Origin of the sequence: Streptomyces canus (genome assembly GCF_001514145.1) — a bacterium.
Taxonomy (GTDB): domain Bacteria; phylum Actinomycetota; class Actinomycetes; order Streptomycetales; family Streptomycetaceae; genus Streptomyces; species Streptomyces canus.
In genome coordinates, this window is the sequence record NZ_KQ948659.1 from 655,413 (window position 1) to 678,779 (window position 23,367).

20 protein-coding genes and 1 pseudogene are annotated in these 23,367 nt (G+C 70.2%); 12 read left to right on the forward strand and 9 right to left on the reverse strand.

Annotation, left to right across the window (positions count from 1 at the left end):
- Positions 1-4 precede the first annotated feature (4 nt).
- Positions 5-1,561: a S8 family serine peptidase gene (locus AQJ46_RS16615; RefSeq protein WP_059206308.1), complete on the reverse strand. Its 1,557-nt coding sequence runs from the start codon at positions 1,559-1,561 to the stop codon at positions 5-7.
- Positions 1,562-1,814: 253 nt separating this feature from the next.
- Here AQJ46_RS16615 and AQJ46_RS16620 point away from each other — a divergent pair, with 253 nt between their 5' ends.
- From AQJ46_RS16620 to moaA, 3 genes are all read left to right on the forward strand, one after another.
- Entirely contained in the window at positions 1,815-2,171 is a 357-nt protein-coding gene (locus AQJ46_RS16620) for a DUF485 domain-containing protein (protein WP_057618197.1), read from the forward strand.
- Entirely contained in the window at positions 2,168-3,787 is a 1,620-nt protein-coding gene (locus tag AQJ46_RS16625; RefSeq protein WP_057618196.1) for a solute symporter family protein, read from the forward strand. The genes AQJ46_RS16620 and AQJ46_RS16625 overlap by 4 nt, the downstream gene beginning before the upstream one ends.
- 159 nt (positions 3,788-3,946) lie before the next feature.
- Positions 3,947-4,936, forward strand: coding sequence for a GTP 3',8-cyclase MoaA (gene moaA / locus AQJ46_RS16630; RefSeq protein WP_059206309.1), 990 nt, complete (start codon positions 3,947-3,949; stop codon positions 4,934-4,936).
- Here the strand turns inward: moaA and AQJ46_RS16635 are convergent.
- Both AQJ46_RS16635 and AQJ46_RS16640 read right to left on the reverse strand, forming a co-directional pair.
- Positions 4,933-5,151 (reverse strand): hypothetical protein, encoded by a 219-nt coding sequence (locus AQJ46_RS16635; RefSeq protein WP_057618194.1) that lies wholly within the window; start codon positions 5,149-5,151, stop codon positions 4,933-4,935. The two genes, moaA and AQJ46_RS16635, sit on opposite strands and share 4 nt — an antisense overlap.
- A 203-nt stretch (positions 5,152-5,354) precedes the next feature.
- The gene (locus AQJ46_RS16640; protein WP_208616941.1) at positions 5,355-5,753 is read right to left on the reverse strand and encodes a DUF3099 domain-containing protein; all 399 of its coding nucleotides are present in this window, start codon (positions 5,751-5,753) and stop codon (positions 5,355-5,357) included.
- A 247-nt stretch (positions 5,754-6,000) separates the two neighbouring features.
- On the opposite strand from AQJ46_RS16640, the gene AQJ46_RS16645 reads away from it, so the two are divergent.
- Complete coding sequence (locus tag AQJ46_RS16645) at positions 6,001-6,282, forward strand: GlsB/YeaQ/YmgE family stress response membrane protein (RefSeq protein ID WP_059206311.1); 282 nt, start codon at positions 6,001-6,003, stop codon at positions 6,280-6,282.
- Positions 6,283-6,345: 63 nt separating this feature from the next.
- Here the strand turns inward: AQJ46_RS16645 and tyrS are convergent, their stop codons facing one another.
- The 3 genes from tyrS to AQJ46_RS16660 are packed head-to-tail and all read right to left on the reverse strand — an operon-like array spanning position 6,346 to position 10,586.
- Positions 6,346-7,614, reverse strand: a complete 1,269-nt coding sequence (gene tyrS, locus AQJ46_RS16650) for a tyrosine--tRNA ligase (RefSeq protein ID WP_057618191.1) — start codon at positions 7,612-7,614, stop codon at positions 6,346-6,348.
- Positions 7,615-7,671: 57 nt separating this feature from the next.
- A complete protein-coding gene (locus tag AQJ46_RS16655; RefSeq protein WP_059206312.1) occupies positions 7,672-9,066 on the reverse strand; it encodes a metallopeptidase TldD-related protein in 1,395 nt (464 codons plus the stop codon).
- Entirely contained in the window at positions 9,063-10,586 is a 1,524-nt protein-coding gene (locus AQJ46_RS16660) for a TldD/PmbA family protein (RefSeq protein ID WP_059206313.1), read from the reverse strand. Before AQJ46_RS16660 ends, AQJ46_RS16655 begins: the two co-directional genes overlap by 4 nt.
- 251 nt (positions 10,587-10,837) lie before the next feature.
- Here AQJ46_RS16660 and fabG point away from each other — a divergent pair, with 251 nt between their 5' ends.
- From fabG to AQJ46_RS16675, 3 genes are all read left to right on the forward strand, one after another.
- Entirely contained in the window at positions 10,838-11,542 is a 705-nt protein-coding gene (fabG, locus tag AQJ46_RS16665) for a 3-oxoacyl-[acyl-carrier-protein] reductase (RefSeq protein WP_057618188.1), read from the forward strand.
- A gap of 5 nt (positions 11,543-11,547) precedes the next feature.
- A complete protein-coding gene (gene fabI, locus AQJ46_RS16670) occupies positions 11,548-12,315 on the forward strand; it encodes an enoyl-ACP reductase FabI (protein ID WP_059206314.1) in 768 nt (255 codons plus the stop codon).
- A gap of 153 nt (positions 12,316-12,468) precedes the next feature.
- The gene (locus tag AQJ46_RS16675; RefSeq protein WP_059206315.1) at positions 12,469-12,822 is read left to right on the forward strand and encodes a hypothetical protein; all 354 of its coding nucleotides are present in this window, start codon (positions 12,469-12,471) and stop codon (positions 12,820-12,822) included.
- Here the strand turns inward: AQJ46_RS16675 and AQJ46_RS16680 are convergent.
- Entirely contained in the window at positions 12,797-13,492 is a 696-nt protein-coding gene (locus tag AQJ46_RS16680; protein ID WP_059206316.1) for a FadR/GntR family transcriptional regulator, read from the reverse strand. The two genes, AQJ46_RS16675 and AQJ46_RS16680, sit on opposite strands and share 26 nt — an antisense overlap.
- Before the next feature lie 70 nt (positions 13,493-13,562).
- On the opposite strand from AQJ46_RS16680, the gene AQJ46_RS16685 reads away from it, so the two are divergent.
- The 4 genes from AQJ46_RS16685 (at position 13,563) to AQJ46_RS16695 (ending at position 16,094) form a co-directional block, all read left to right on the forward strand.
- The gene (locus AQJ46_RS16685; protein WP_079072295.1) at positions 13,563-14,957 is read left to right on the forward strand and encodes a CynX/NimT family MFS transporter; all 1,395 of its coding nucleotides are present in this window, start codon (positions 13,563-13,565) and stop codon (positions 14,955-14,957) included.
- Between the two features lie 48 nt (positions 14,958-15,005).
- Positions 15,006-15,122, forward strand: a complete 117-nt coding sequence (locus tag AQJ46_RS58440) for an SGM_5486 family transporter-associated protein (protein ID WP_086724758.1) — start codon at positions 15,006-15,008, stop codon at positions 15,120-15,122.
- 181 nt (positions 15,123-15,303) lie between these two features.
- Positions 15,304-15,510, forward strand: a complete 207-nt coding sequence (locus AQJ46_RS16690; RefSeq protein ID WP_059206317.1) for a hypothetical protein — start codon at positions 15,304-15,306, stop codon at positions 15,508-15,510.
- Positions 15,511-15,575: 65 nt separating this feature from the next.
- Complete coding sequence (locus AQJ46_RS16695) at positions 15,576-16,094, forward strand: SixA phosphatase family protein (protein ID WP_059206318.1); 519 nt, start codon at positions 15,576-15,578, stop codon at positions 16,092-16,094.
- 74 nt (positions 16,095-16,168) lie between these two features.
- Here the strand turns inward: AQJ46_RS16695 and serB are convergent, their stop codons facing one another.
- On the reverse strand, positions 16,169-17,383 hold the full coding sequence (gene serB / locus AQJ46_RS16700) for a phosphoserine phosphatase SerB (RefSeq protein ID WP_059206319.1): 1,215 nt from the start codon (positions 17,381-17,383) through the stop codon (positions 16,169-16,171).
- A 1,587-nt stretch (positions 17,384-18,970) separates the two neighbouring features.
- Positions 18,971-20,542, reverse strand: a pseudogene (locus tag AQJ46_RS58445) (streptophobe family protein); the annotation flags it as partial.
- A 251-nt stretch (positions 20,543-20,793) separates the two neighbouring features.
- Here AQJ46_RS58445 and AQJ46_RS16710 point away from each other — a divergent pair.
- The gene (locus AQJ46_RS16710; protein ID WP_059206320.1) at positions 20,794-23,346 is read left to right on the forward strand and encodes an ABC transporter ATP-binding protein/permease; all 2,553 of its coding nucleotides are present in this window, start codon (positions 20,794-20,796) and stop codon (positions 23,344-23,346) included.
- Positions 23,347-23,367 lie beyond the last annotated feature (21 nt).

The window sequence follows — 23,367 nt, forward strand, 5'->3', positions numbered from 1 at the left end:
CGGGTCACTTGACCGCGCGCAGCGCGTTGACGATGCCGAAGCCGTAGAACCCGTTGGCCCGGGTGCCGCTCTCGCACACCGCGTCCTGTGTGCCGTCGCCGTCCTGGTCGTAGGAGGCCGGGCAGCTCGTGGCGTCCGCCTGCGCCTTGAGCAGCGCCTGCAGTTGGGCCGGGCTCGCCTTGGGATGCGTCGACTTCAGCAGCGCGGCGACGCCCGCGGCGTGCGGCGAGGCCATCGAAGTGCCCTGCAGGAAGCCGTACTGGCCGTTCGGCAGGGTGGACAGGATGCGGCCGTTCTGCGACGGCGTGTCCGGGATCTGGTACAGCCGGTCGCCACCGGGCGCGGCGACGTCGATGACGCCCTTGCCGTACGAGGAGTAGTACGACTTGAGGTTCTTGACGCCCGTCGCGCTGACCGTGACCACACCGGGCAGTTGCGTCGGTACGTCGAAGCACTCGTGCGGATCGACGGTGCGCTCCACCGCAGTGGAGTCGTCGGGGCTGGAGGCGTCGACGAGCGCGTCGGAGTCCAGGTCGTCGTTGGAGTTGCCCGCCGACGCCAGGCTGAGCGTGCCCTTGTGCTGCGCGTACAGCTGCGCCCTGTTGACCGAATCAACAATGGCCCGCTGATCGGGGTCGTCCATGCAGTTGTACAGCCAGGGATCAACGTAGTAGCTGTTGTTCGTGATCTCGACGCCGTGGTCGGCGGCGAACACGAAGGCGCACACGACGCTCTCCGGATAGAAGAGGCCGTTGCTCCGGTCGGTCACATTGATGGCCGACACCTTCACGCCGGGCGCGACCCCGGCCACGCCGACACCGTTGCGGGCCGCGGCGATCTCACCGGCCACGTGCGTGCCGTGGTAGTCGTCCGCGGTGTACGGGCGCCAGGCGCCCGCGGTGGTGTCCGGGACACCACCGTCGCAGTTGGCCGACTGCGCGGCGGAGAAGTTCGGCGCGATGTCGGGGTGGGTGTCGTCGACGCCGGTGTCGATCACGGCGACGGTCACCTTGCGGCTGCCCGGGTTGATCTTGGCGGCCTTGTCGGCGCCTATGGCGCGCAGGTCCCACTGATCGGCCTCGAGGGGCTCGCTGTCCGGCGTGGCGGCCGAGGTCTTCGCGAGCTTCGCGGCCTGCGCGTCCGACAGCACCTGGACCGCGCCCTCGTCCGTCGTGCCCGCCGGGGTCAGGGGCGAGGTGCGGGTGGCGCCGGCCGACTGCACCCCGCGCACCTTGCGGATCTTCTGGGCGAAGTCCGGCGCGGAGGAGTGGACGACGATCACGCCGATCTTCTCGTACGCGATCACTACGGTGCCGCCGGCCGCCGGTATCGCCTTCTTCACCGACGCGATCGTGCGGTGGTCCACCTTGGTGTTGACGACGTACGACAGGTTCGTCGCGTCCGCTGCCTGTGCCACGGACTCCGTGGCAGGGGCAGCCGAGGCCGCCGAGGGCAGGAAGCCGAGCGAGGCCGTGAGGGACAGCACGACGGGCACGGCGAGCGCGAGACGGTCTCTTGAACGTATGGAACGTCTCGAACGTCTGGAACGCGGCTGGGACATGGGGTCTCCACATCATCCGGAAACGAAACCGGCCCGAGACACAGGTGTCGCTCGGGCAGGTACATGACGGGTGGTGCAGGCCGAAGCTATCTCCCGAAGTCGCTGGCCAGCAATGACTTCCCCAAGGTGAGTTCGGAAAGAAGCAAAGCGAGTTGAACCGGTCCGAGCGTGCCGCCGTGACCTTGGGCAGGGAACGCGAGGAGACTCGCGCCCGGTCCCCGTCACAACCGCACCCGCAACGCGAGGAGACTCCGTGGCCACCGACGCACCGCCACCCTCGAAAGAGACCCATAAACTCCCCACCACCGAGGAGTTCACCGAGGTGCAGGAGAGCGCGGAGTTCGGTGAACTGCGCCGCTCCTACCGCTCCTTCGCCTTTCCGCTGACCGTCGGCTTCATCGCCTGGTACCTGCTGTACGTCCTGCTGTCCAACTACGCGGGCGACTTCATGGGCACCAAGGTCGTCGGCAACATCAACATCGCCCTGGTCCTGGGCCTCGCCCAGTTCCTCACCACGTTCCTCATCGCCTGGTGGTACGCGCGCACCGCTGCCGCCCGCTTCGACCCCAAGGCCGAGGCCATCAAGTCCCGGATGGAGGGCGGCGCATGAGCCCCGCGATCACCCTGGCGGCAGGCGAGGCCAGCGAGCACCGAGGGCTGATCATCAGCCTGTTCGCGGTCTTCGTCCTCGCGACCCTCGTCATCACGGTCTGGGCCGGACGCCAGACCAAGGACGCCTCCGACTTCTACGCGGGCGGCCGCCAGTTCACCGGCTTCCAGAACGGCCTCGCCGTCTCCGGCGACTACATGTCCGCCGCGTCCTTCCTCGGCATCGCGGGCGCCATCGCCCTCTTCGGCTACGACGGCTTCCTGTACTCCATCGGCTTCCTGGTCGCCTGGCTCGTCGCCCTGCTCCTGGTCGCCGAACCGCTGCGCAACTCCGGCCGCTACACGATGGGCGACGTCCTCGCGTACCGGATGCGCCAGCGCCCGGTCCGCACGGCGGCCGGCACCTCCACCATCGTGGTCTCGATCTTCTACCTGCTGGCCCAGATGGCGGGCGCGGGCGTCCTGGTCTCCCTGCTGCTCGGCATCACCAGCGACGGCGGCAAGATCGGCATCGTCGCCCTGGTCGGCGTCCTGATGATCGTGTACGTCACCATCGGCGGCATGAAGGGCACCACCTGGGTCCAGATGGTCAAGGCGGTGCTCCTGATCGCGGGCGCCCTGCTGCTGACCTTCCTGGTCCTGCTGAAGTTCGACTTCAACATCTCCGACCTGCTGGGCTCGGCCGCCGACAACAGCGCCAAGGGCTCGGCCTTCCTGGAGCCCGGTCTGAAGTACGGCGCGACCAGCACCACCAAGCTGGACTTCATCTCGCTCGGCATCGCCCTGGTCCTCGGCACCGCAGGACTGCCGCACATCCTGATCCGCTTCTACACGGTGCCCACCGCCAAGGCCGCCCGTAAGTCGGTCATCTGGGCCATCGGCCTCATCGGCGCCTTCTACCTGATGACCCTCGCCCTCGGCTTCGGCGCCGCGGCCCTGATCAAGCCGGACGAGATCATCGCCTCCAACAAGGCGGGCAACACAGCGGCGCCACTGCTGGCCCTGCATCTGGGCGGCGTCGACTCCAACTGGGGCGCGATCCTGCTGGCCACCATCTCGGCGGTCGCCTTCGCCACGATCCTCGCGGTCGTCGCCGGCCTCACCCTGGCCTCGTCGTCGTCCTTCGCGCACGACATCTACGCGAACGTCATCAAGCGCGGTCAGGCCACCGAGAAGCAGGAGATGAGTGCGGCCCGCTGGGCGACCGTCGGCATCGGCGCGGTCTCCATCCTGCTGGGCGCCCTCGCCCGCGACCTCAACGTCGCGGGCCTCGTCGCGCTCGCCTTCGCGGTCGCCGCCTCGGCAAACCTGCCGACGATCATCTACAGCCTCTTCTGGAAGCGCTTCACCACCTCCGGCGCCCTGTGGTCGATCTACGGCGGCCTCGTCACGGCGGTCGGCCTGGTGCTGTTCTCGCCGGTCGTCTCCGGCAAGCCCACCTCGATGTTCCCGGACGTCGACTTCCACTGGTTCCCGCTGGAGAACCCGGGTCTCATCTCGATCCCGGTCGGTTTCCTGCTCGGCGTCATCGGCACCTACCTCTCCAAGGAGGAGCCGGACAAGGGCAAGTACGCGGAGCTGGAGGTCAGGTCGCTGACCGGTACCGGCGCCCACTGACACGCCCCCCCTGGAGCGGCCGTGTCGTAGATCTCTACGACACGGCCGCTTCGTACGTCGTGGGATCGGGCACTGTCGTTGTCAGTGACGTCACGTAGGCTCGCAAGTGACGGAAACCGATGGAGTCGGCACTGATCCGCGACGAGGGAGGGGGCCCACGTGCTCATCGACACCTACGGCCGGGTGGCCACCGACCTGCGAGTCTCACTGACCGACCGCTGCAATCTGCGGTGCACGTACTGCATGCCGGAAGAGGGCCTGCAGTGGCTGGCCAAGCCCGATCTGCTCACCGACGACGAGATCGTCCGCCTGATCGACATAGCCGTCACCTCCCTCGGTATCGAGGAGGTCCGCTTCACCGGCGGTGAGCCCCTGCTGCGCCCCGGCCTGGTCGGCATCGTCGAGCGTGTCGCGGCTCTGGAGCCGCGGCCCCAGATGTCCCTCACCACCAACGGCATCGGCCTCAAGCGCACCGCCACCGCCCTCAAGGCCGCCGGGCTGGACCGGGTCAACGTCTCCCTGGACACCCTGCGTCCGGACGTCTTCAAGACCCTCACCCGCCGCAGCCGCCACCAGGACGTCCTGGAGGGCCTGGACGCGGCCCGCGAGGCGGGCCTGACCCCGGTCAAGGTGAACTCCGTCCTGATGCCCGGACTGAACGACGACGAGGCCCCCGACCTCCTCGCCTGGGCGGTGGAGCACGACTACGAACTGCGCTTCATCGAGCAGATGCCCCTGGACGCCCAGCACGGCTGGAAGCGCGACGGCATGATCACCGCCGGGGACATCCTGACCTCCCTGCGCACCCGCTTCGACCTCACCGAGGAGGGCTCGGAGAAGCGCGGCTCAGCCCCCGCGGAACGCTGGATCGTGAACGGCGGTCCACACGTCGTGGGCGTCATCGCCTCGGTCACCCGCCCGTTCTGCGCGGCCTGCGACCGCACCCGCCTCACGGCCGACGGTCAGATACGCAACTGCCTCTTCGCCCGCGAGGAGACAGACCTCCGAGCCGCACTGCGCTCCGACGCTCCCGACGAGGAGATCGCCCGCATCTGGCGCGAGGCGATGTGGGGCAAGAAGGCGGGAGCGGGCCTGGACGACCCGACGTTCGTCCAGCCGGACCGGCCGATGTCGGCGATCGGCGGCTAGGCCCCCTCGGGCGCCTGCCAGTCCTCGAACTTCACGACATCCTTGAGGAAGCCCCGCACCCCGAGGAACTGCGACAGATGCTCCCGGTGCTCCTCACAGGCCAGCCACGTCTTGCGCCGCTCCGGCGTGTGGATCTTCGGGTTGTTCCACGCGAGCACCCACACGGCGTCGGCGCGGCAGCCCTTCGCGGAGCAGATCGGGGTCTCGTCACTCACGGATTTCGTCTCACAAGCGGGGAAAACGAGCGGGAAAAGAAGTGGGGGAAAAGGCGACGCCGAGCAGCCACGGGGGGAGCTGCCCGGCGTCGGTCTGTCGCTCCGACGGGGGATGCGGAGCGCGTAGGAAGTATGTCACGGGTAACCCGTCGTACGGCACTGGAACAACATGATTGATCTGAGCTTTCCTTGAGCTTGGTGCTTCAGGTCCGCTCGCGGGGTTCGCCGCGCGCACCCGACGCGGCCCCGCCCGCACCAGCTTCCGGCACGGGTTCCGCGAAGTCGTCCTCGGCTCGCGGCGGCATGATCGTCGGCGGCGTGGGAGCGGTCACGAAGGTCGACGGCAATGAGGGCGCGTTCTCCCGCCCCGCGTTCGCGATGACGACGGCGATATAGGGCAGAACCGCCCCGAGCACCAGCGCGACGATCGCGACGTGGCGTTCGACGTTCCAGAGCGTGGCCGCGAGCACCACGGAAATCGTACGGACCGTCATCGAGATGACGTACCGGCGCTGACGTCCGCGCACGTCCTCCTGGAGGCTCGTCCTGGCTCCGGTGATCCGGAACACCTGGGCGCTGCCGCCGCCATGTTGCTTCCGCATCACATTCCACCATCCGCCCGCATCGGACTCTCCCCGTTCCCCGCATCCGCTCCGTACCCGGTGGAGGTACCGGGCCCGGACAGCTCCCACGTTACGCCGCGTCTGCGCCGCCTACGAGACCGGGGCACCTCCCGCCTGGGCGAACGGTCTCGCTCCCGGCACGTACGGCCGCACCCGGCATGCGGCGTAGCCCGAACGGATCGACACTGACCGTAGTGCTCACGTCGAGCCGTACGAGGAGGCAGCCATGGGCTGGTTGTGGGCGATCATCGTGGGATTCGTGCTGGGCCTGATCGCCAAGGCCATCATCCCCGGGAAACAGCACAGTCCCCTCTGGCTGACCACCATCTTCGGCATGCTCGGCGCCGTCGCCGGCAATGCCATGGCGCGCGGGTTCGGCGTGGACGAGACCCCCGGCATCGACTGGAGCCGCCACGTCTTCCAGCTCATCGCCGCGATCATCATCGTCGGCTTCGGCGACATGCTCTACATGGCGACGCTGGGCAAGAGGAAACACCACCGGACCTGAGAGCCGTACGACGAAGGGGGCGCCCTCCACCGGGAGAGGCGCCCCTTCTGCTGTGCTCAGGACCTAGGCCGAGGTGACCTCGACCGCGGCCAGGTTCTTCTTGCCCCGGCGCAGCACCAGCCAGCGACCGTGGAGCAGGTCCTCCTTGGCGGCCACCGCGTCCTCGGCCGAGACCTTGACGTTGTTCACGTAGGCCCCGCCCTCCTTCACCGTCCGCCGCGCGGCCGACTTGCTGGCCACGAGTCCCACCTCGGCGAACAGATCCACGACGGCACCGAGCTCGGCGACCCGGATGTGCGGTACCTCCGAGAGCGCCGCGGTCAGCGTCTTCTCGTCCAGCTCCGCCAGCTCGCCCTGCCCGAAGAGGGCACGGCTCGCGGCGATCACGGCGGCCGTCTGGTCGGCACCGTGCACCAGCGTCGTCAGCTCCTCCGCCAGCGCCCGCTGCGCGGCCCGGGCCTGCGGACGCTCCTCGGTCTGCTTCTCCAGCTCCTCGAGCTCCTCACGGGACCTGAAGGACAGGATGCGCAGGTACGTCGAGATGTCCCGGTCGTCCACGTTCAGCCAGAACTGGTAGAACGCGTACGGCGTCGTCATCTCCGGGTCGAGCCAGACGGCGCCGCCCTCGGTCTTGCCGAACTTGGTGCCGTCCGCCTTGACCATCAGCGGCGTCGCGAGACAGTGCGCCTCGGCCTCGGGCTCCAGCTTGTGGATCAGATCGAGCCCCGCCGTGAGGTTGCCCCACTGGTCGCTGCCGCCCTGCTGCAGCGTGCAGCCGTACCGCCGGTACAGCTCCAGGAAGTCCATGCCCTGGAGCAGCTGGTAGCTGAACTCCGTGTAGCTGATGCCCTCCTGGGACTCCAGCCGGCGCGCGACCGAGTCCTTGGTGAGCATCTTGTTGACACGGAAGTGCTTACCGATGTCCCGGAGGAACTCGATGGCCGACATCCCTGCCGTCCAGTCCAGGTTGTTCACCATGACCGCGGCGTTCTCGCCCTCGAAGGACAGGAACGGCTCGATCTGCGCGCGCAGCCGGGACACCCAGTTCGCGACCGTCTCCGGGTCGTTCAGCGTGCGCTCGGCCGTGGGGCGGGGGTCGCCGATCTGACCGGTCGCCCCGCCCACCAGCGCCAGCGGGCGCAGGCCCGCCTGCTGGAGCCGGCGCATGGTGAGGACCTGCACCAGGTGACCGACGTGCAGGCTGGCCGCCGTGGGGTCGAAGCCGCAATAGAACGTGACGGGACCGTCCGCGAGCGCCTTGCGCAAAGCGTCCTCGTCAGTGGACAGGGCCCACAGGCCCCGCCACTTCAGCTCGTCGACGATGTCCGTCACGGTTCTCGTATCTCCTCGAAAGGTCCTCGGGCAGTCGAGTGACTACCGGCTACGAGGTTATACGCCCTGACTGACAGAACTCATATTGAAATCCGGCACCCGCAGCGCCGGCATCGCGGCCCTGGTGAAGTAGTCGCTCCACTCCCTCGGCAGGGTCTTCTCCGTCCGTCCCGCCTCCGTCGTCCGCCCCAGCAGGCCGACCGGCGACTCGTTGAATCGGAAGTTGTTGACCTCGCCGGTCACCTCGCCGTTCTCGACGAGGTACACGCCGTCCCGGGTCAGCCCGGTGAGCAGCAGGGTGGCCGGGTCGACCTCGCGGATGTACCAGAGGCAGGTCAGCAGCAGCCCGCGTGTGGTGTTCGCGACCATCTCCTCCAGCGACACGTCCGAGCCTCCGTCGAGGACGAGGCTGCCGGCCGCCGGGGCGACGGGCAGCCCGGTCAGGCCCGCGCTGTGCCGGGTCGTCATCAGATGCGCCAGCTCACCCTGCCGGATCCAGTCGGTGGCGGCGACCGGCAGACCGTTGTCGAACACCGACTGATCGCCCCCGGAGGAGTGCGCGACCACGAAGGGCGCGGATTCCAGGCCCGGCTCGTTCGGGTCGCTGCGCAGGGTCAGCGGCAGCTCGGTCAGCCTCTCGCCGACCCGGGTGCCGCCGCCCGGCTTGGAGAACACCGTCCGTCCCTCGGCCGCGTCCCGGCCCGACGCCGACCACAACTGGTAGATCAGCAGGTCGGCGACCGCGGTCGGCGGCAGCAGCGTCTCGTACCGCCCGGCGGGCAGCTGGTGGCGCCGCTCGGCCCATCCCAGGCGTACGGCGAGCTCGGCGTCCAGCGCCCCCGGGTCGACGTCCTTGAAGTCCCGGGTGGAGCGTCCGGCCCAGGCCGAGCGGGTCCGGTCCGGCGACTTGGCGTTGAGCTCCAGCGTGCCGTTGGGCTGGTCGTGGCGCAGCCGCAGTCCTGTGGACGTGCCCACATAGGTGGACACGAGTTCGTGGTTGGCGAAGCCGTACAGCTCGCGGCCGCCCGCACGCGCGCGTGCGAAGGACTCACCGAGCGCCGGCGCGAAATCGGCGAAGACGGCCGAGGAGGTCTCGGCGGGCGCGTCCGTGAAGTCCGGGGACTCCGGTACGCCCGTGACCAGCGGCTGGGCGTCCTCCGCGGGCGCGGCACCGCGCGCGGCGGCCTCCGCGGCCCGCACCAGGGGCTCCAGCTCGTCCGCGGTCACCGCGGACCGGGAGACCACGCCGGAGGCGGTGCCTTCCTTGCCGTCGACGGTCGCGACGACCGTGAGCGTGCGCCCGCGCGTGACGCCGTTCGTGGTGAGGGCGTTGCCCGCCCAGCGCAGGTTGGCGGTCGACTGCTCGTCGGCGATCACGACACAGCCGTCGGCCTGGGACAGCGCGAGGGCCCGCTCGACGATTTCGTGCGGCTTGTTGGTGCGGGCGCTCATCGACCGGCCTCCTGCGTGGTGTTCAGAATGTTGACGCCCTTGAAGAGGGCCGACGGGCAGCCGTGCGAGACGGCCGCGACCTGGCCGGGCTGGGCCTTGCCGCAGTTGAAGGCGCCGCCGAGGACATAGGTCTGCGGGCCGCCCACCGCGGCCATCGAGCCCCAGAAGTCGGTGGTGGTCGCCTGGTAGGCGACGTCCCGCAGCTGCCCGGTGATCCGCCCGTTCTCGATCCTGAAGAACCGCTGGCCGGTGAACTGGAAGTTGTAGCGCTGCATGTCGATCGACCAGGACCGGTCCCCGACGACGTAGATGCCGCGGTCCACGCTCCCGATGAGGTCCTCGGTCGACATCCCGGCCGGGTCGGGCTGGAGCGACACGTTGGCCATGCGCTGCACCGGGACGTGCCCGGGGGAGTCGGCATAGGCGCACCCGTTGGAGCGCTCGAACCCGGTCAGCTTCGCGATCCGCCGGTCCAGTTGGTAGCCGACGAGGGTGCCGTCCTTCACCAGGTCCCAGGACTGGCCCTCGACGCCCTCGTCGTCGTAGCCGATGGTCGCGAGGCCGTGCTCGGCGGTGCGGTCACCGGTGACGTTCATCAGCTCGGAGCCGTACCTGAGCTTGCCGAGCTGGTCGAAGGTGGCGAAGGAGGTGCCGGCGTAGGCCGCCTCGTAGCCGAGCGCGCGGTCCAGCTCGGTGGCGTGGCCGATGGACTCGTGAATGGTCAGCCACAGGTTGGACGGGTCGACGACGAGGTCGTACAGGCCCGCCTCGACGCTGGGCGCCCGCATCTTCTCGGCGAGCAGCTGCGGGATCTGCTCCAGCTCGCTCTCCCAGTCCCAGCCGGTGCCCGTGAGGTACTCCCAGCCGCGGCCGACCGGCGGAGCGATGGTCCGCATCGAGTCGAACTCGCCACTGGACTCGTCGACCGACACCGCGGTCAGCTGCGGGTGCAGCCGGACCCGCTGCTGTGTGGTCACGGTGCCGGCGGTGTCGGCGTAGAACTTGTTCTCGTGCACGGTGAGCAGCGAGGCGTCGACGTGGTTGACCCCGTCCGCCGCCAGCAGCCGCGCGCTCCAGTCGGCGAGCAGCGCCGCCTTCTCCTCGTCGGGCACGGAGAACGGATCGATCTCGTACGACGAGATCCACGTACGGTCGGCGTGCACGGGCTCACCGGCCAGCTCCACCCGCTCGTCGGACCCGGCCGCGCGGATCACCTGGGCGGAGAGCTTCGCCATGGCCACGGCCTGCGAGGCGACCTTGGCGGCGGCGTCCAGGGTCAGGTCCACGCCGGACGCGAAGCCCCAGGTGCCGCCGTGAACGACCCGCACCGCGTACCCGAGGTCGGTGGTGTCCGAGGACCCGGACGGCTTGGCGTCCCTGAGCCGCCAGGACGCGCTGCGCACCCGCTCGAACCGGAAGTCCGCGTGCTCGGCGCCGAGCGCACGCGCGCGTGCCAGCGCGGCATCGGCGAGGGCACGTAGGGGAAGCGCTGTGAAGGCTTCGTCGATGGTATGAGGCACCTGGGTCTCTTCCTGTCGGCATGAGGTGGGCGAGGGGCTGCCCCCGATCATGTCGCGGCGACCGGTGCGCGGACCACACGTTTGTGACCGCTGCCGGCAACTTTCTGTAGGGACCCGACAGCGAGTCCCGTAAGCCACTGTCGGTGCCCGAATGTCCCTGACAGCGACCGGCCCGATAGGTTTTCGGGGAAGCCGCCTGCCATCCACGTGTTCGGGCGGGTGTGTCAGACCCCTATGGAAAGGGTGATCCGTTGAGCCGCTCGGTTCTCGTCACCGGAGGCAACCGGGGCATCGGCCTCGCCATCGCCCGCGCATTCGCCGACGCCGGCGACAAGGTCGCGATCACGTACCGCTCGGGTGAGCCGCCGGCCGGCTTCCTTGCGGTCAAGTGCGACATCACCGACTCCGAGCAGGTGGAGCAGGCCTACAAGGAGATCGAGGCCGAGCACGGTCCGGTCGAGGTTCTGATCGCCAACGCCGGCATCACCAAGGACCAGCTCCTGATGCGCATGTCCGAGGAGGACTTCACCTCGGTCGTCGACACCAACCTCACCGGCACCTTCCGCGTGGTCAAGCGCGCCAACCGCGGCATGCTGCGCGCCAAGAAGGGCCGGGTCGTCCTGATCTCCTCGGTCGTCGGTCTCTACGGCGGCCCCGGCCAGGCCAACTACGCCGCCTCCAAGGCCGCCCTCGTCGGCTTCGCGCGCTCCCTCGCCCGTGAGCTGGGCTCGCGCAACATCACCTTCAACGTCGTCGCGCCCGGCTTCGTCGACACCGACATGACCAAGGTGCTCACCGACGAGCAGCGCGAGGGCATCGTGAAGCAGGTGCCGCTCGGTCGTTACGCGCAGCCCGAGGAGGTCGCCGCGACGGTGCGGTTCCTCGCCTCGGACGACGCCTCGTACATCACTGGAGCCGTCATCCCCGTTGACGGCGGACTGGGAATGGGTCACTGAACACCATGAGCGGAATTCTCGAGGGCAAGCGCGTCCTGATCACCGGTGTGCTGATGGAGTCCTCCATCGCCTTCCACGCCGCCAAGCTGGCCCAGGAGCAGGGCGCCGAGATCATCCTGACCGCGTTCCCGCGGCCCACGCTGACCGAGCGCATCGCCAAGAAGCTCCCCAAGCCCACCAAGGTCATCGAGCTCGACGTCACCAACGACGAGCACCTCGGCCGCCTGGCCGACATCGTCGGCGAGGAGCTCGGCGGCCTCGACGGCGTCGTGCACTCCATCGGCTTCGCGCCGCAGGACGCACTCGGCGGCAACTTCCTGAACACGCCGTTCGAGTCCGTGGCCACGGCCATGCACGTCTCGGCGTACTCCCTGAAGTCGCTCACCATGGCCTGCCTGCCCCTCATGCAGAACGGCGGCTCGGTCGTCGGCCTCACCTTCGACGCGCAGTACGCCTGGCCGCAGTACGACTGGATGGGCCCGGCCAAGGCCGCCCTGGAGGCCACCAGCCGCTACGTCGCGCGCGACCTGGGCAAGCAGAACATCCGCTGCAACCTCATCTCCGCGGGCCCGCTCGCCTCGATGGCCGCCAAGTCCATCCCGGGCTTCAGCGACCTGGCCGCCGTGTGGGACAACCGCTCCCCGCTGGAGTGGGACCTCAAGGACCCGGAGCCGGCCGGCAAGGGCATCGTGGCCCTGCTGAGCGACTGGTTCCCGAAGACCACCGGCGAGATCATCCACGTGGACGGCGGCCTGCACGCCATCGGAGCCTGATCTCCTGTACGTCAACGACGCCCCGTTCCCCCAGGGAGCGGGGCGTCCCCCGTTCGGCCTACCAGGCCGGGCGCGCACGGCCTGCAACTGGGCACCCTGGATTACGCGTTCACCTCGCGATTCCCTCCCCAGCACGGCCGAGGAGGTCCCCTTGTGCGCCTGTCCCGCTGTCTGGCCTCAGTGACCGCAGCCGTCTGCCTCGTGATCTCCTTGTCGTACGAAGCGATGCCGCACGAGCGTGTGCAAGCGCCCGGAGCCGCGGCTTCGGAGCTGTTCGGCGCCTCCTGCCGCAGCAGGATCACCGGCTCCCGGGTGACCACCTACTGCCACAACCCCTATCCGCGCACCGACGGCGTCCGCCTGCACATCGAGTGCGACCGCTGGTGGGACCTCGACAGCGACGGCGCCGAGGTCCAGGCCGGGCCCGCGCAGACCGTGCGGCTGACCGGGCGGTGCTGGAAAGAGGTCCGCTCGGTGTGGGTCAGCCACCGGAAGCTGGCGCGCTGAACCGTCCCGGACGGCACAGGAAGGGGTAACCGGCCGCCTCCTCGGCGGCCGCCGCCGCGTCGCCCGCGCGGATCGCGTCGACGAGCGGGGCGTGGTCCATGTACGTCTCCGGTGTCAGCTCCTCGCCGACGTCCTCACGCAGCCAGTCCCGCAGCACCTCGCCGAGGTCCGCGTACATCTCGGTCATCACGTCGTTGTGGGAGGCGGCCACCACGGCCAGGTGAAAGGTGGAGTCCGCGGTCACGAAGGCCTCCGCGTCGCCCGACTCCCAGGCCTGATCGCGCCGGACGAGAAGCGCGTCGAGCTGCTTGAGGTCCTTCTCGGTGCGCCGCTCGGCGGCCAGCCGCGCCGCGGACGACTCCAGGGTGGAACGCAGCTCGGCGATGTGCCGGGGGTCCGCGTCGGCGAACCGGCGGTGCATCACGCCGGCCAGCTCACTGGTCGCCACGACGTACGTCCCCGAGCCCTGACGGATGTCCAACAGGCCGTTGTGGGCGAGCGCGCGGACCGCCTCGCGGACGGTGTTGCGGGCGACCCCCAGCTGCTCGACCAGTTCGGGTTCCGTCGGGATCCGGGAGCCGACCGGCCATTCGCCCGAGGTGATCTGGTTGCGCAGCGCGGCGATGACCTGCTCGGACAGCGCCGAGCGGCGGGGATGGCTCAGGGGCATGGCACACCTTCGCACGGGCGGGACGAACGAGGACGCCCCGGGGATGGACAACCAATCATCCTATGATTCTATGATGGGCGGCATGGCACGCGAGGAAACCCGGACACTGAAGTCCACGACCGCACCCGGTTCCGCGACCGCACGCGGTTCCGCGATCACGCGCGATTCCGGTGTCGGGCCGGAGGAGGGAGCCGCGGTGCCCGCCACGCGCGCGTGGGCGGTGCGCCTGGTCGTCGTCGGCATCGTGCTCTCCGCTCTCAACCTCCGACCCGCCATCACCAGTCTCGGCGCCCTCCTCGAAGAGGTGCGCGACGGACTCGGCATGAGCGGCAGCGTGGCCGGCCTGCTCACCTCGGTGCCCCCGCTGTGCTTCGCCGTCTTCGGCGTCATGGCCCCGCGTCTGGCCCGCCGTTTCGGCGCGGGCGCGGTGGTGTGCGCGGGCATGGTCGCCATCACGGCAGGTCTGCTCATACGGCCGTACACGGGCTCCACGGTGGGCTTCCTGGCCGCCAGCGCACTCACCCTCATGGGCATCGCCGTCAGCAACGTCCTGATGCCGGTCATCGTCAAGCGCTGGTTCCCCGACCGGGTCGGCTCCATGACCGGCCTGTACTCGATGGCCCTCGCCCTCGGCACGGCGGCCGCGGCCGCCGTGACCGTGCCGGTGACCGAGGCACTGGGCGGGAGCTGGCAGTCCGGGCTCGCGGTGTGGGCGGGCCTGGCCGCGGCGGCCGTACTGCCGTGGATCCCGCTCGTACGGGACCGGGGAGCCGCCCCGGCGGAGCGGGAGGCCGTGCGAGGGGTCTCCGGGCATGTCCACGCGCGCGTGGACGGGGCAGGGCCGGTCCGGCAGGTGCACGCGCGGGTGGAGCCGCCCAGGCTGCGGATCACCCGGAGCCGGACCGCCTGGGCACTCGCCGTGTTCTTCGGGCTCCAGGCCACCGCCGCCTACATCACCATGGGCTGGATGGCGCAGATCTTCCGGGACGCGGGCGTGTCCGCCGGCACGGCAGGACTGCTGCTGGCGGTCACCATGGTGATGGGTGTCCCGCTGGCCTTCGTCATCCCGCGCGTGGCCACGCGGCTGCCGCACCAGGGCCCGATCGTGATCGCGCTCGGCGCCTGCGGTCTCGCCGGATACGCGGGCCTGTACCTCGCCCCGGCAGCCGGTGCCTGGGCCTGGGCCGTCCTGCTCGGCGTCTCCAACTGCGCCTTCCCGCTGGCCCTCACCATGGTCGGGATGCGGGCCAGGACCGGCGCGGGCGTGGCCCAGCTGTCCGCCTTCGCGCAGAGCACCGGCTATCTGATCTCCATCCCCGGACCGCTCCTGGTGGGTGTGCTGTACCAGCACAGCGGCGGCTGGGGCCTGCCGATCGCGCTCATGGTCGGCCTGATGGTCCCGCAGATGGCGGTCGGGGTGCTCGCGGGCCGCGACCGTACGGTGGAGGACGAGGCGGCCCGCTGAGGTCACCCCGGCAGCCTGGGTAAGAGGCCGGGGTGCGAGACTGGCCGTATGCCAGTGCTCGATCCGAACCCCCAGAACGGCCAGAAGAAGATGCTGCTGGTCTTCGGCTCGTTCTTCGCCATCTTCGTCGTCATCGCGATCATCGCGACGATCGCCTCGCCCTGATCCGGGCCCCGTTCCCCGGGTCCGATGGTGGGGTTGACCCCCTGTCCCCTAGGGGGTGAGTGTCAGGGTCAACTGGGTGGACCTCCGGATGGGTTGAGAGCCCCCGGTTCCGTAACTTCGAGATGTGACCGCGCCACACCGGTCACCGCCCACCGGCCACTCGAAGACAGCGGAGGCACTCATGTCGGCCCCTACGCACACCCCGCCCCACCCGGCGTCCCGGGGCGGCGTCGACATCCGGCTGCCCTGGTGGGCCCTCGCCCTGCCGACGCTCGCCTTCGTGGTGCTCCTGGCCCTCATCCTCAACCCCGCCGACGCGCACGCCGCCTCCGGTGACCCGGCCGTCACCCAGTTCCTGGAGCGCGTACAGCAGCTGATATCGCGCTGAGCACCCATAAAGCCGCCCGTCAACTCCCTGCGCCCCGTGGCCTGTTTCATGCGAAGCTGGATCCCATGAGCGTCGCAGAACCCCGCAGGATTGTCCTTTTCCGGCATGCGAAAGCCGACTGGCCGCAGGTGACCGATCATGAGCGGCCGCTCGCCGACCGTGGCCGCAAAGAAGCAGCGGAGGCCGGACGACGACTGGTCGACTCCGGCATCCCCTTCGACCTGGCCCTCTGCTCCACCGCGACCCGGACCCGTGAGACCTGGAAGCTCGCCGTGCAGGAGTTCCCGCACCGGCCGAAAACGGTCTACGAGGAGCGGATCTACGAGGCCTCTCCCGGCGAGCTGATCGCCGTGCTGAACGAGACCCCGGACGACGTGCAGAACGTCGTCCTGATCGGCCACAACCCGGGCGTGCAGGGTATCGCCGACGTCCTCGCCGGCGCCGCTGAGGGTGACGCCCGCCAGCGGATGAGCGCACGCGGCTTCCCGGCCGCCGCCTTCGCCGTCCTGACGTTCAGCGGCCCCTGGAAGACCCTGGAGCCGGGCGCGGCCTCCCTCGCCGACTACTGGGCACCGTCCGACTGACGGCGATCCCACCGGTACGTGACACGGCAGGGGCCCGGCACCGTGATGGTGCCGGGCCCCTGCCGATGTGTCGGTCAGTCCTCCTCGTGCGCGTCCGCCGCCTCGACCTCTTCGCGCGTGACGCCCAGCAGGTACAGCACCGTGTCCAGGAAGGGCACGTTCACCGCGGTGTGCGCGGCCTCCCGCACCACCGGCTTGGCGTTGAAGGCGACCCCGAGACCGGCCGCGTTGAGCATGTCCAGGTCATTGGCGCCGTCGCCGATCGCCACCGTCTGGGACAGCGGCACTCCCGCCTCGGCGGCGAACCGGCGCAGCAGCCGCGCCTTGCCCGCGCGGTCCACGATCTCCCCGGTGACCTTGCCCGTCAGCTTCCCGTCGACGATCTCCAGCGTGTTGGCCTGGGCGAAGTCCAGCCCCAGCCGGTCCTTCAGATCATCGGTGACCTGGGTGAATCCGCCCGAGACGACCCCGACTTGGAAGCCGAGCCGCTTCAGCGTACGGATGAGGGTGCGGGCGCCCGGCGTCAGCCGTACCTCGGAGCGCACCTTGTCGACGACCGAGGCGTCCAGCCCCTCCAACAGCGCCACGCGCGCGTGCAGCGACTGCTCGAAGTCCAGCTCGCCGCGCATCGCGGCCGCGGTCACCTCGGCGACCTCGTCCTCGCAGCCGGCGTGCGCGGCGAAGAGCTCGATCACCTCGTCCTGGATGAGCGTGGAGTCCACGTCCATGACGACGAGCCGCTGGGCCCGGCGGTGCAGACCGGCCGCGACGACGGCCACGTCGACGCCGAGCTTGGCGGCGTCCGTGACGAGCGCGGTGCGCAGCGCTTCGGTCACCACACCGGACACCGCGAACTCGACGGCCGTGACCGGATACTTGGCCAGCCGGAAGATACGGTCGATGTTGCCGCCCGCCTTGGCGATCTTGGCGGCGATCGCGGCGGTGGCCTCCGCGGTGAGCGGGTGACCGAGCACGGTGACCAGGGAACGCCCCAGCCCTCGCGGCCGGTTGTCGCCGAGACCGGAGATGATCTCCGCCTGCATCTTGATCGACTCGGCCCAGCTGTGGACGGTCGCCCGCAGGTCGCCCTCCAGCGCGCGGGGCGGCGCGGTCACGAGCGCGCACAGCACCATGCGGCCACGCGTGACGACCTGCTCGATGTCGACGACATCGACCGAGTACGCGGCGAGGGTGTCGAAGAGGCCGGCCGTGATGCCCGGCCTGTCCTTCCCGAAGATCTTGACGAGAAGGGTGGGGACGTCGGAGGACGAGGTCTGCGAAGCGCTCATGGTGTTCCCACCGTATCCGGCACCCAGTGCCTGCTGCTCCCGCGGTCCGTCTGACGGACACGGAACACTCGGTGTCGAGCAGGTGGCGAGATCCTTGCATACAGGACACGTCTTCGGTGCGGCGGGCTGGGCGGAGGGGGCAGGGTCGGTGGTCGGCGGCGTTCCGCCCGGAGCCGACGACGCCATCGGCGCAGACGGCAGCCATGTCCTACGGCTCCCAGAAGGCAGAAGCCAGGCGCCGTATCAGCGCCGCCCTTTCGGCTTCCCCGGCGGTGGTGGTGGCGGGGGAGGAGGCGGTGGCGGTGGCGGCGACTGACGGCCCTCGTCTCCGGAGGACGACCGTCGGCCACCCGGCCGCTGCCTGGGAGGTCGTTGCGGTGAACGAGGGGGCTGGTCGATCGGGCGGGCCATCGTGGGGGCGCCGTAGACGTTGTCGGGCGGTCGCGATCCGTCGGGCCGACGCGCTTCGTCCGACAGCCGAGCGTTCTCCTCGGAGGGCTCCACCTCATCCTGCGGCCGAGGGCTGCCGCCCGGCCTGTCCTGCGGAGGCCTGCCGCCCGGCCCGTCCTGTCGTCGAGGGCTACTGCCGGGCCTGTCTCGTGGCCCAGGGCTGCCGCCTGGCGCGTCCGCCCCCTCGTCCCGCCGGTATCCACCGGACCGTTGCGGACCCGGAGCGGACGGCGCCCCACCACCGGACCATCCCGTGCCCGACGCTCCCGGCGCCTCTCCCCCCGGTTCCTCCCGACCACCCTCATACCGCGGAGCGCGCTCAACGCCCTGACGGCCCGGTGCCCGCCAACCGCCCTCCGCCCCAGGCGCCCGTCCGCCGCCTTCACCGCCGGGTTCTCGCCGACCGTTCCCAGGCCGGCCCTCGCCACCAGGCCGCGCATCCTCAGGCCCCTGCAACTCATCCGGCACCCGCAGATACGGGTTCGTCGCCGGGTTCGGAGGCCGATGAGGCGTACCCGGCACGTAGGGCCCCGGCTCACCGCCGTAGGGTCCTGGTCCATCACCGTAGGGCCCCGCCTCTCGGCCGTGGGGCCCGGCCTCACCGCCGTAGGGCCCCGCCTCTCGGCCCTGGTGCCCTGCCCCTCGGCCATAGGGCCACGGCTCCCGGCCATGCGGGCCAGGCTCCGGGCCATGCGGGCCTCCCGCACCGCCGTACCGCTCCGCCCCACCGCCATACGCCCCAGGCCCGCCCTCATACGCCTCGGACCCACCGTCGTCGTACGACGACGCCATCCCGCCCTCGTACGACCTCGACGCGCTGTCGTACGCCCCGGACCCGCCCCCCTCGTACTCCCCAGCCCCACCCACACCTCGACGCGGCCCGGCCCCACTCCCATACGGCCCGGCCCCACTTCCATAGGCCGTGCCCCCGCTCTCGTACGGTCCGACGCCGCTTCCATAGGCCGTGTCCCCGCCTTCGTGCGGCCCGGCGCCGCTTCCATAGAGCGCACCCCCGCTCTCATACGGCCCGGCGCCACCCCCATAAGCCGCGCCCCCACTCCTCCCACCCGTCTCGCCCCCACTGCCATACGGCCCGTCCGTACGCTGATGCGCTCCACCCGCACCGCCATACCGCGGACCCCCGACAGGCCCAGCCGCCTGCACCCCCACAGCCGCGGCCCCCGCCCCGCCCCCCGCCAAGTCACCCAGTGCCAGCCCCGCCGCCCGGGACCCCGCCGCCCCCGTCGCCCGGGCCAGCAACGCCCCCGCGGCCCCCGCCCCCGCGCCCCACAGCGCCCCGAGCAGCAGCGCCATGCCGAGCTGTCCCCGCAACCGGACCCCGGCGCCGAACGCGTCGAAGCCCAGCACCGACAGCGAGGCGTCCACCGACACCTCCGTCAGCCAGGCGAGCAACGGCAGAGCCAGCGCGGTGGCGATCCCCAGCCGTAGCGCACACCGCCCCGCGAAACCAAGAGCCCCCGGATCCCGCAGGACCTCAGAGCCCACCCCCGCAGAACCGGCACCCCAACCCCGCCCGGTACCCGCCCCACCAACCGCACTCGGCCCAGCAGCGCCGCCCCCGACCGCCCCCGCCATCCCGTCCCCCCGAACCCCCACCGGCGTTCGCACAGCGGTAAGCACCCCCGCCAGCAGCATCATCAGCGCCGCCCCCACCCCCAGCAGCCACACCCGCCCGTCCAGCTCCGCCAGGCGACTCAGGGACACCGACTGGTCGGAGTCCGAGTTGAGGAGTCGGTCCAGGGGGTCCGGGAGGAAGTTCGTCAGCACCCCCGTCGCCCGGCCGTCGAAGGGGACGAACAGGCCGATGGGGATGCCCAGCCACACCCCGTTCGGCGCCCCGAGCAGCGCCGCTCCCGCGATCCGCTTGGGGCGGTCGTCGCCGATCGCCGCGTACGCCGCCGCCGAGAGCCCCGCGGCCACCGCGACCAGCAGCACCGTCACGAGGGCGGACACAGCCGGCCGTACCACGCGGTGCACGGCCTCCCAGCCGCGCGGCAGCGGCGAACGACGGGACGCCAGCAGCGCGACCAGCAGGATCCCGGCCGACCAGCCGAGCCCGCCGAGCAGTGTCGGCGCGGTGTCCACCGTGAAGCCGACCGCGGCCTTCGCGTCGATGAGGCCGCCGATCTGGTCGGGCAGCAGCCCGCCGATGTCCCCGACGTCCCCCAGCCCGGGGATGTCGAGGCCGCCGCTCCCGCCCGCGCCGGGCAGCTTGTCGAGCCCGAGCGCGCCCCCGTCGATCGTGATGACGTCGTGCCCCGCCCAGGCCAGCCCGCCCATCATCGCCGTGAACAGCGCGACCACCGAGCCCGCGCGCGCGAGGAGTTCCGACGGCGCGATCACCGCTCCGGCGCCCCGCAGGGACCGTAGGAAGAACCATGACAAAAGCACCGCGCCGACCAGGCTGACGCCCAATGGCGTGATCTCGATGGCGGTAGCCGCCTCCGCCCCCGTCAATCCGAACGCGGACACGTCCCCGGACGGTGTCACCGAACCACCTGCCGCAAGAGCCACAACCGCCGCGGTCATCGGGCCCAGCGAGGCCGCGGAATCGGCCTCCAGCAGATGCAGACCGAGCGCGGCCGCACCCGCCATCCCGATCAACGCCCAGCTCACGGCGGCTATGGCGGACAGCAGGATGTCGCCCCACGGCAGCCTCACGCCGTGCTTCGTCGTCTCGGCGCTCATGGACGCACTCATGGCAGACCCCCCGATCCGCGGCGCGGACAAGACCGCGCTTGTCCCCCTCGCGTGGATTACCCACTCTCCGGGTCGGTTTCAACCCCGTCAACGGAACCGGCCGAAGCGCGCGAACGTGGTGTTCTCGGGGCTCAACTTTCGGTCAGGAGGTGGATCCTGAAATAGTTCCCGACGATGTTCGACATCCCTACACTCCCTGTGACGGGGGCAATTCGGGGGACTACTCAGTGGGGCTTGGAGTGCCGGAACTCGTACTGGAAGCGAACGGACGTACCTGGACGCTCGATCCGTCCAGGTCGTACAGCCTTGGACGCGATCCGCAGGGGGACATCGTGTTCGACGACGCCAGGGTGTCCTGGCGTCACGCCACGATCAGCTGGAGCGGGCGCGGTTGGGTCATCGAGGACCACAGCAGCACCAACGGCACGTTCACGCAGGGCCAGCGGATCCACCGGACGGAGCTCGGCCCCGGCGCGGCGGTCCACCTCGGCAACGCGAGCGACGGCCCGCTGCTGAGCCTGTCCGGCACCGCGGTGCCGGTCGCCGAGCCCGAGCCCCGGCAGCAACCGTATGTCGCGCAGAGCGCGAACCCCGGCTGGGCCCAGCAGACACCGCAGCAGGCCCCGCGCCAGCAGCCGCAGCAGGCCTCGCAGTCCGGCTGGCCACAGCCCCAGCAACAGCCGCAGCCGTACGCGCACCAGCCGCCGCAGAAGATCCCGCAGCAGCAGGGCCCCGGTGCGGGCGCGGGCGCGCCGCCGGTCTACGGCGACCGCAGCCCGACCACGTTCCACCAGTTCACCATCGGCCGCATCATGCGCATCGGCCGTGCCCTGGAGAACGACCTGGTCGTCTCCGACCTGCAGGTCTCCCGCAACCACGCGGAGTTCCACTCGACGCCCGACGGCCGCATGGAGATCCGCGACCTCGGCTCCCACAACGGCACATACGTCAACGGCCAGCCGATCCCCAAGGGCGGCTCGACGATGCTCGGCCCGAGCGACATCGTCGGCGTCGGCCACTCCACGTTCCGGATCGTCGGCGACCGCCTCGAGGAGTTCGTCGACACCGGTGAGGTGACATTCTCCGCCCGCCACCTGACCGTCACGGTCGACGGCGGCAAGCAGATCCTCAAGGACGTCTCCTTCGGCGTCCCGGAGAAGTCCCTGATCGCGGTCATCGGACCGTCCGGTTCCGGCAAGTCGACGCTGCTCAAGGCACTCACCGGCTACCGGCCCGCCAACCAGGGCGATGTCCTCTACGACAACCGCAACCTCTACAAGCAGTTCGCCGAGCTGCGCCAGCGCATCGGTCTGGTCCCGCAGGACGACATCCTGCACAAGGAGCTGACCGTCAAGAAGGCCCTCAAGTACGCGGCCAAACTCCGCTTCCCGGCCGACACCACCGGCGCCGAGCGCGAGTCACGCATAGACGAGGTGCTGCGCGAGCTGAAGCTCGACGTCCACAAGGAGAAGAAGGTCACCTCCCTCTCCGGCGGCCAGCGCAAGCGCGTCTCCGTGGCCCTGGAACTGCTCACCAAACCGTCCCTGATCTTCCTGGACGAGCCGACCTCCGGCCTCGACCCGGGCATGGACCGCGATGTCATGCAGCTGCTGCGCGGCCTCGCCGACGACGGCCGTACGGTCCTCGTCGTCACCCACTCCGTCGCCGAGCTGGCGCTGTGCGACAAGCTCCTGGTGATGGCCCCGGGCGGCGCGGTCGCCTACTTCGGTCCGCCGGAGGAGGCACTGAACTTCTTCGGCTACGACACCTGGGCCGACGTGTTCTCCGCCTTCGAGAACTACCGCGACTACGACTGGGCCGGACGCTGGAAGGGCTCGCAGCACTACCAGATGTACGCCGCGGACATCGACGCCGTTGCCGCACAGTCCGTACAGCTTCCTCCGATGCAGGCGATGAAACCGCCGAAGCCGCAGGGCTGGATGGGCCAGTTCGGGACACTCGTGCGCCGTTATGTCTCGGTCATAGCGTCCGACAAGGGCTTCCTGGCCCTGACGGTGATCCTGCCGCTCGTCCTCGGCGCGGTGAGCCTGCTCATCGACTTCGGCGACCCGCTGTTGCCCAAGCCGATCGACCCCAGGACCAAACTGCCCGAGCCCAACAGCACGGCCACCACCGTCCTGCTGATCCTGGCGGTCGGCGCCTGCTTCGCCGGTGCCGCCAACTCCGTCCGTGAACTGATCAAGGAACGGGTCATCTACGAACGGGAGCGCGCCACCGGCCTGTCCCGCTCGGCGTACCTGATGTCCAAGGTGTTCGTGCTCGGCGTGATCACCATCCTGCAAGGACTGCTGGTCGGCGTCATCGGCTTCGCCAGCCGTGGTCTCCCGAAGGAGGGCCTGGTCCTCGGCAGTGCCACCCTCGCGGAGCTGTGTCTGCCGATCATGGGGCTCGGGTTCACCTCGATGATGTTCGGCCTGATCATCTCCGCGCTCGTGAAGACGTCCGAGAAGACCATGCCGCTGCTGGTCATGTTCGCGATCATCCAGGTCGTCTTCACCGGCTGTCTGTTCACCCTGCACGGCACGATCGGCGTCAACGAGCTCTCGTACCTCATGCCCTCCCGCTGGGCGGTCGCCGCCGCGGGCGCCACGCTGGACTTCAACAAGGTCAACCCGCCCGTCAAACCGGGCGACTCGACCGACCCGCTGTGGAACCACACCATCGGCGTCTGGGGCCTCGACATGATCGCCCTCATCGCCATCGGTGTGATCTGCGGCTTCTTCGTGGCCCGCTTCCTGCGCCGCCACGAGCCCGAGGTCATGCGCAAGTGATCACTGTCGTACGACGGCGAA

Excerpts from the sequence above, each read along its gene's own strand:
- AQJ46_RS16625 (WP_057618196.1), top strand. The coding sequence starts at position 2,168 with ATGAGCCCCGCGATCACCCTGGCGGCAGGCGAGGCCAGCGAGCACCGA.
- AQJ46_RS16640 (WP_208616941.1), bottom strand. The coding sequence starts at position 5,753 with ATGCGGAAGCAACATGGCGGCGGCAGCGCCCAGGTGTTCCGGATCACC.
- AQJ46_RS16645 (WP_059206311.1), top strand. The coding sequence starts at position 6,001 with ATGGGCTGGTTGTGGGCGATCATCGTGGGATTCGTGCTGGGCCTGATC.
- AQJ46_RS16655 (WP_059206312.1), bottom strand. The coding sequence starts at position 9,066 with ATGAGCGCCCGCACCAACAAGCCGCACGAAATCGTCGAGCGGGCCCTC.
- AQJ46_RS16680 (WP_059206316.1), bottom strand. The coding sequence starts at position 13,492 with ATGCCCCTGAGCCATCCCCGCCGCTCGGCGCTGTCCGAGCAGGTCATC.
- fabI (WP_059206314.1), top strand. The coding sequence starts at position 11,548 with ATGAGCGGAATTCTCGAGGGCAAGCGCGTCCTGATCACCGGTGTGCTG.
- AQJ46_RS16695 (WP_059206318.1), top strand. The coding sequence starts at position 15,576 with ATGAGCGTCGCAGAACCCCGCAGGATTGTCCTTTTCCGGCATGCGAAA.
- serB (WP_059206319.1), bottom strand. The coding sequence starts at position 17,383 with ATGAGCGCTTCGCAGACCTCGTCCTCCGACGTCCCCACCCTTCTCGTC.
- AQJ46_RS16690 (WP_059206317.1), top strand. The coding sequence starts at position 15,304 with ATGTCGGCCCCTACGCACACCCCGCCCCACCCGGCGTCCCGGGGCGGC.
- AQJ46_RS16615 (WP_059206308.1), bottom strand. The coding sequence starts at position 1,561 with ATGTCCCAGCCGCGTTCCAGACGTTCGAGACGTTCCATACGTTCAAGA.
- AQJ46_RS16685 (WP_079072295.1), top strand. The coding sequence starts at position 13,563 with ATGATGGGCGGCATGGCACGCGAGGAAACCCGGACACTGAAGTCCACG.
- AQJ46_RS58440 (WP_086724758.1), top strand. The coding sequence starts at position 15,006 with ATGCCAGTGCTCGATCCGAACCCCCAGAACGGCCAGAAGAAGATGCTG.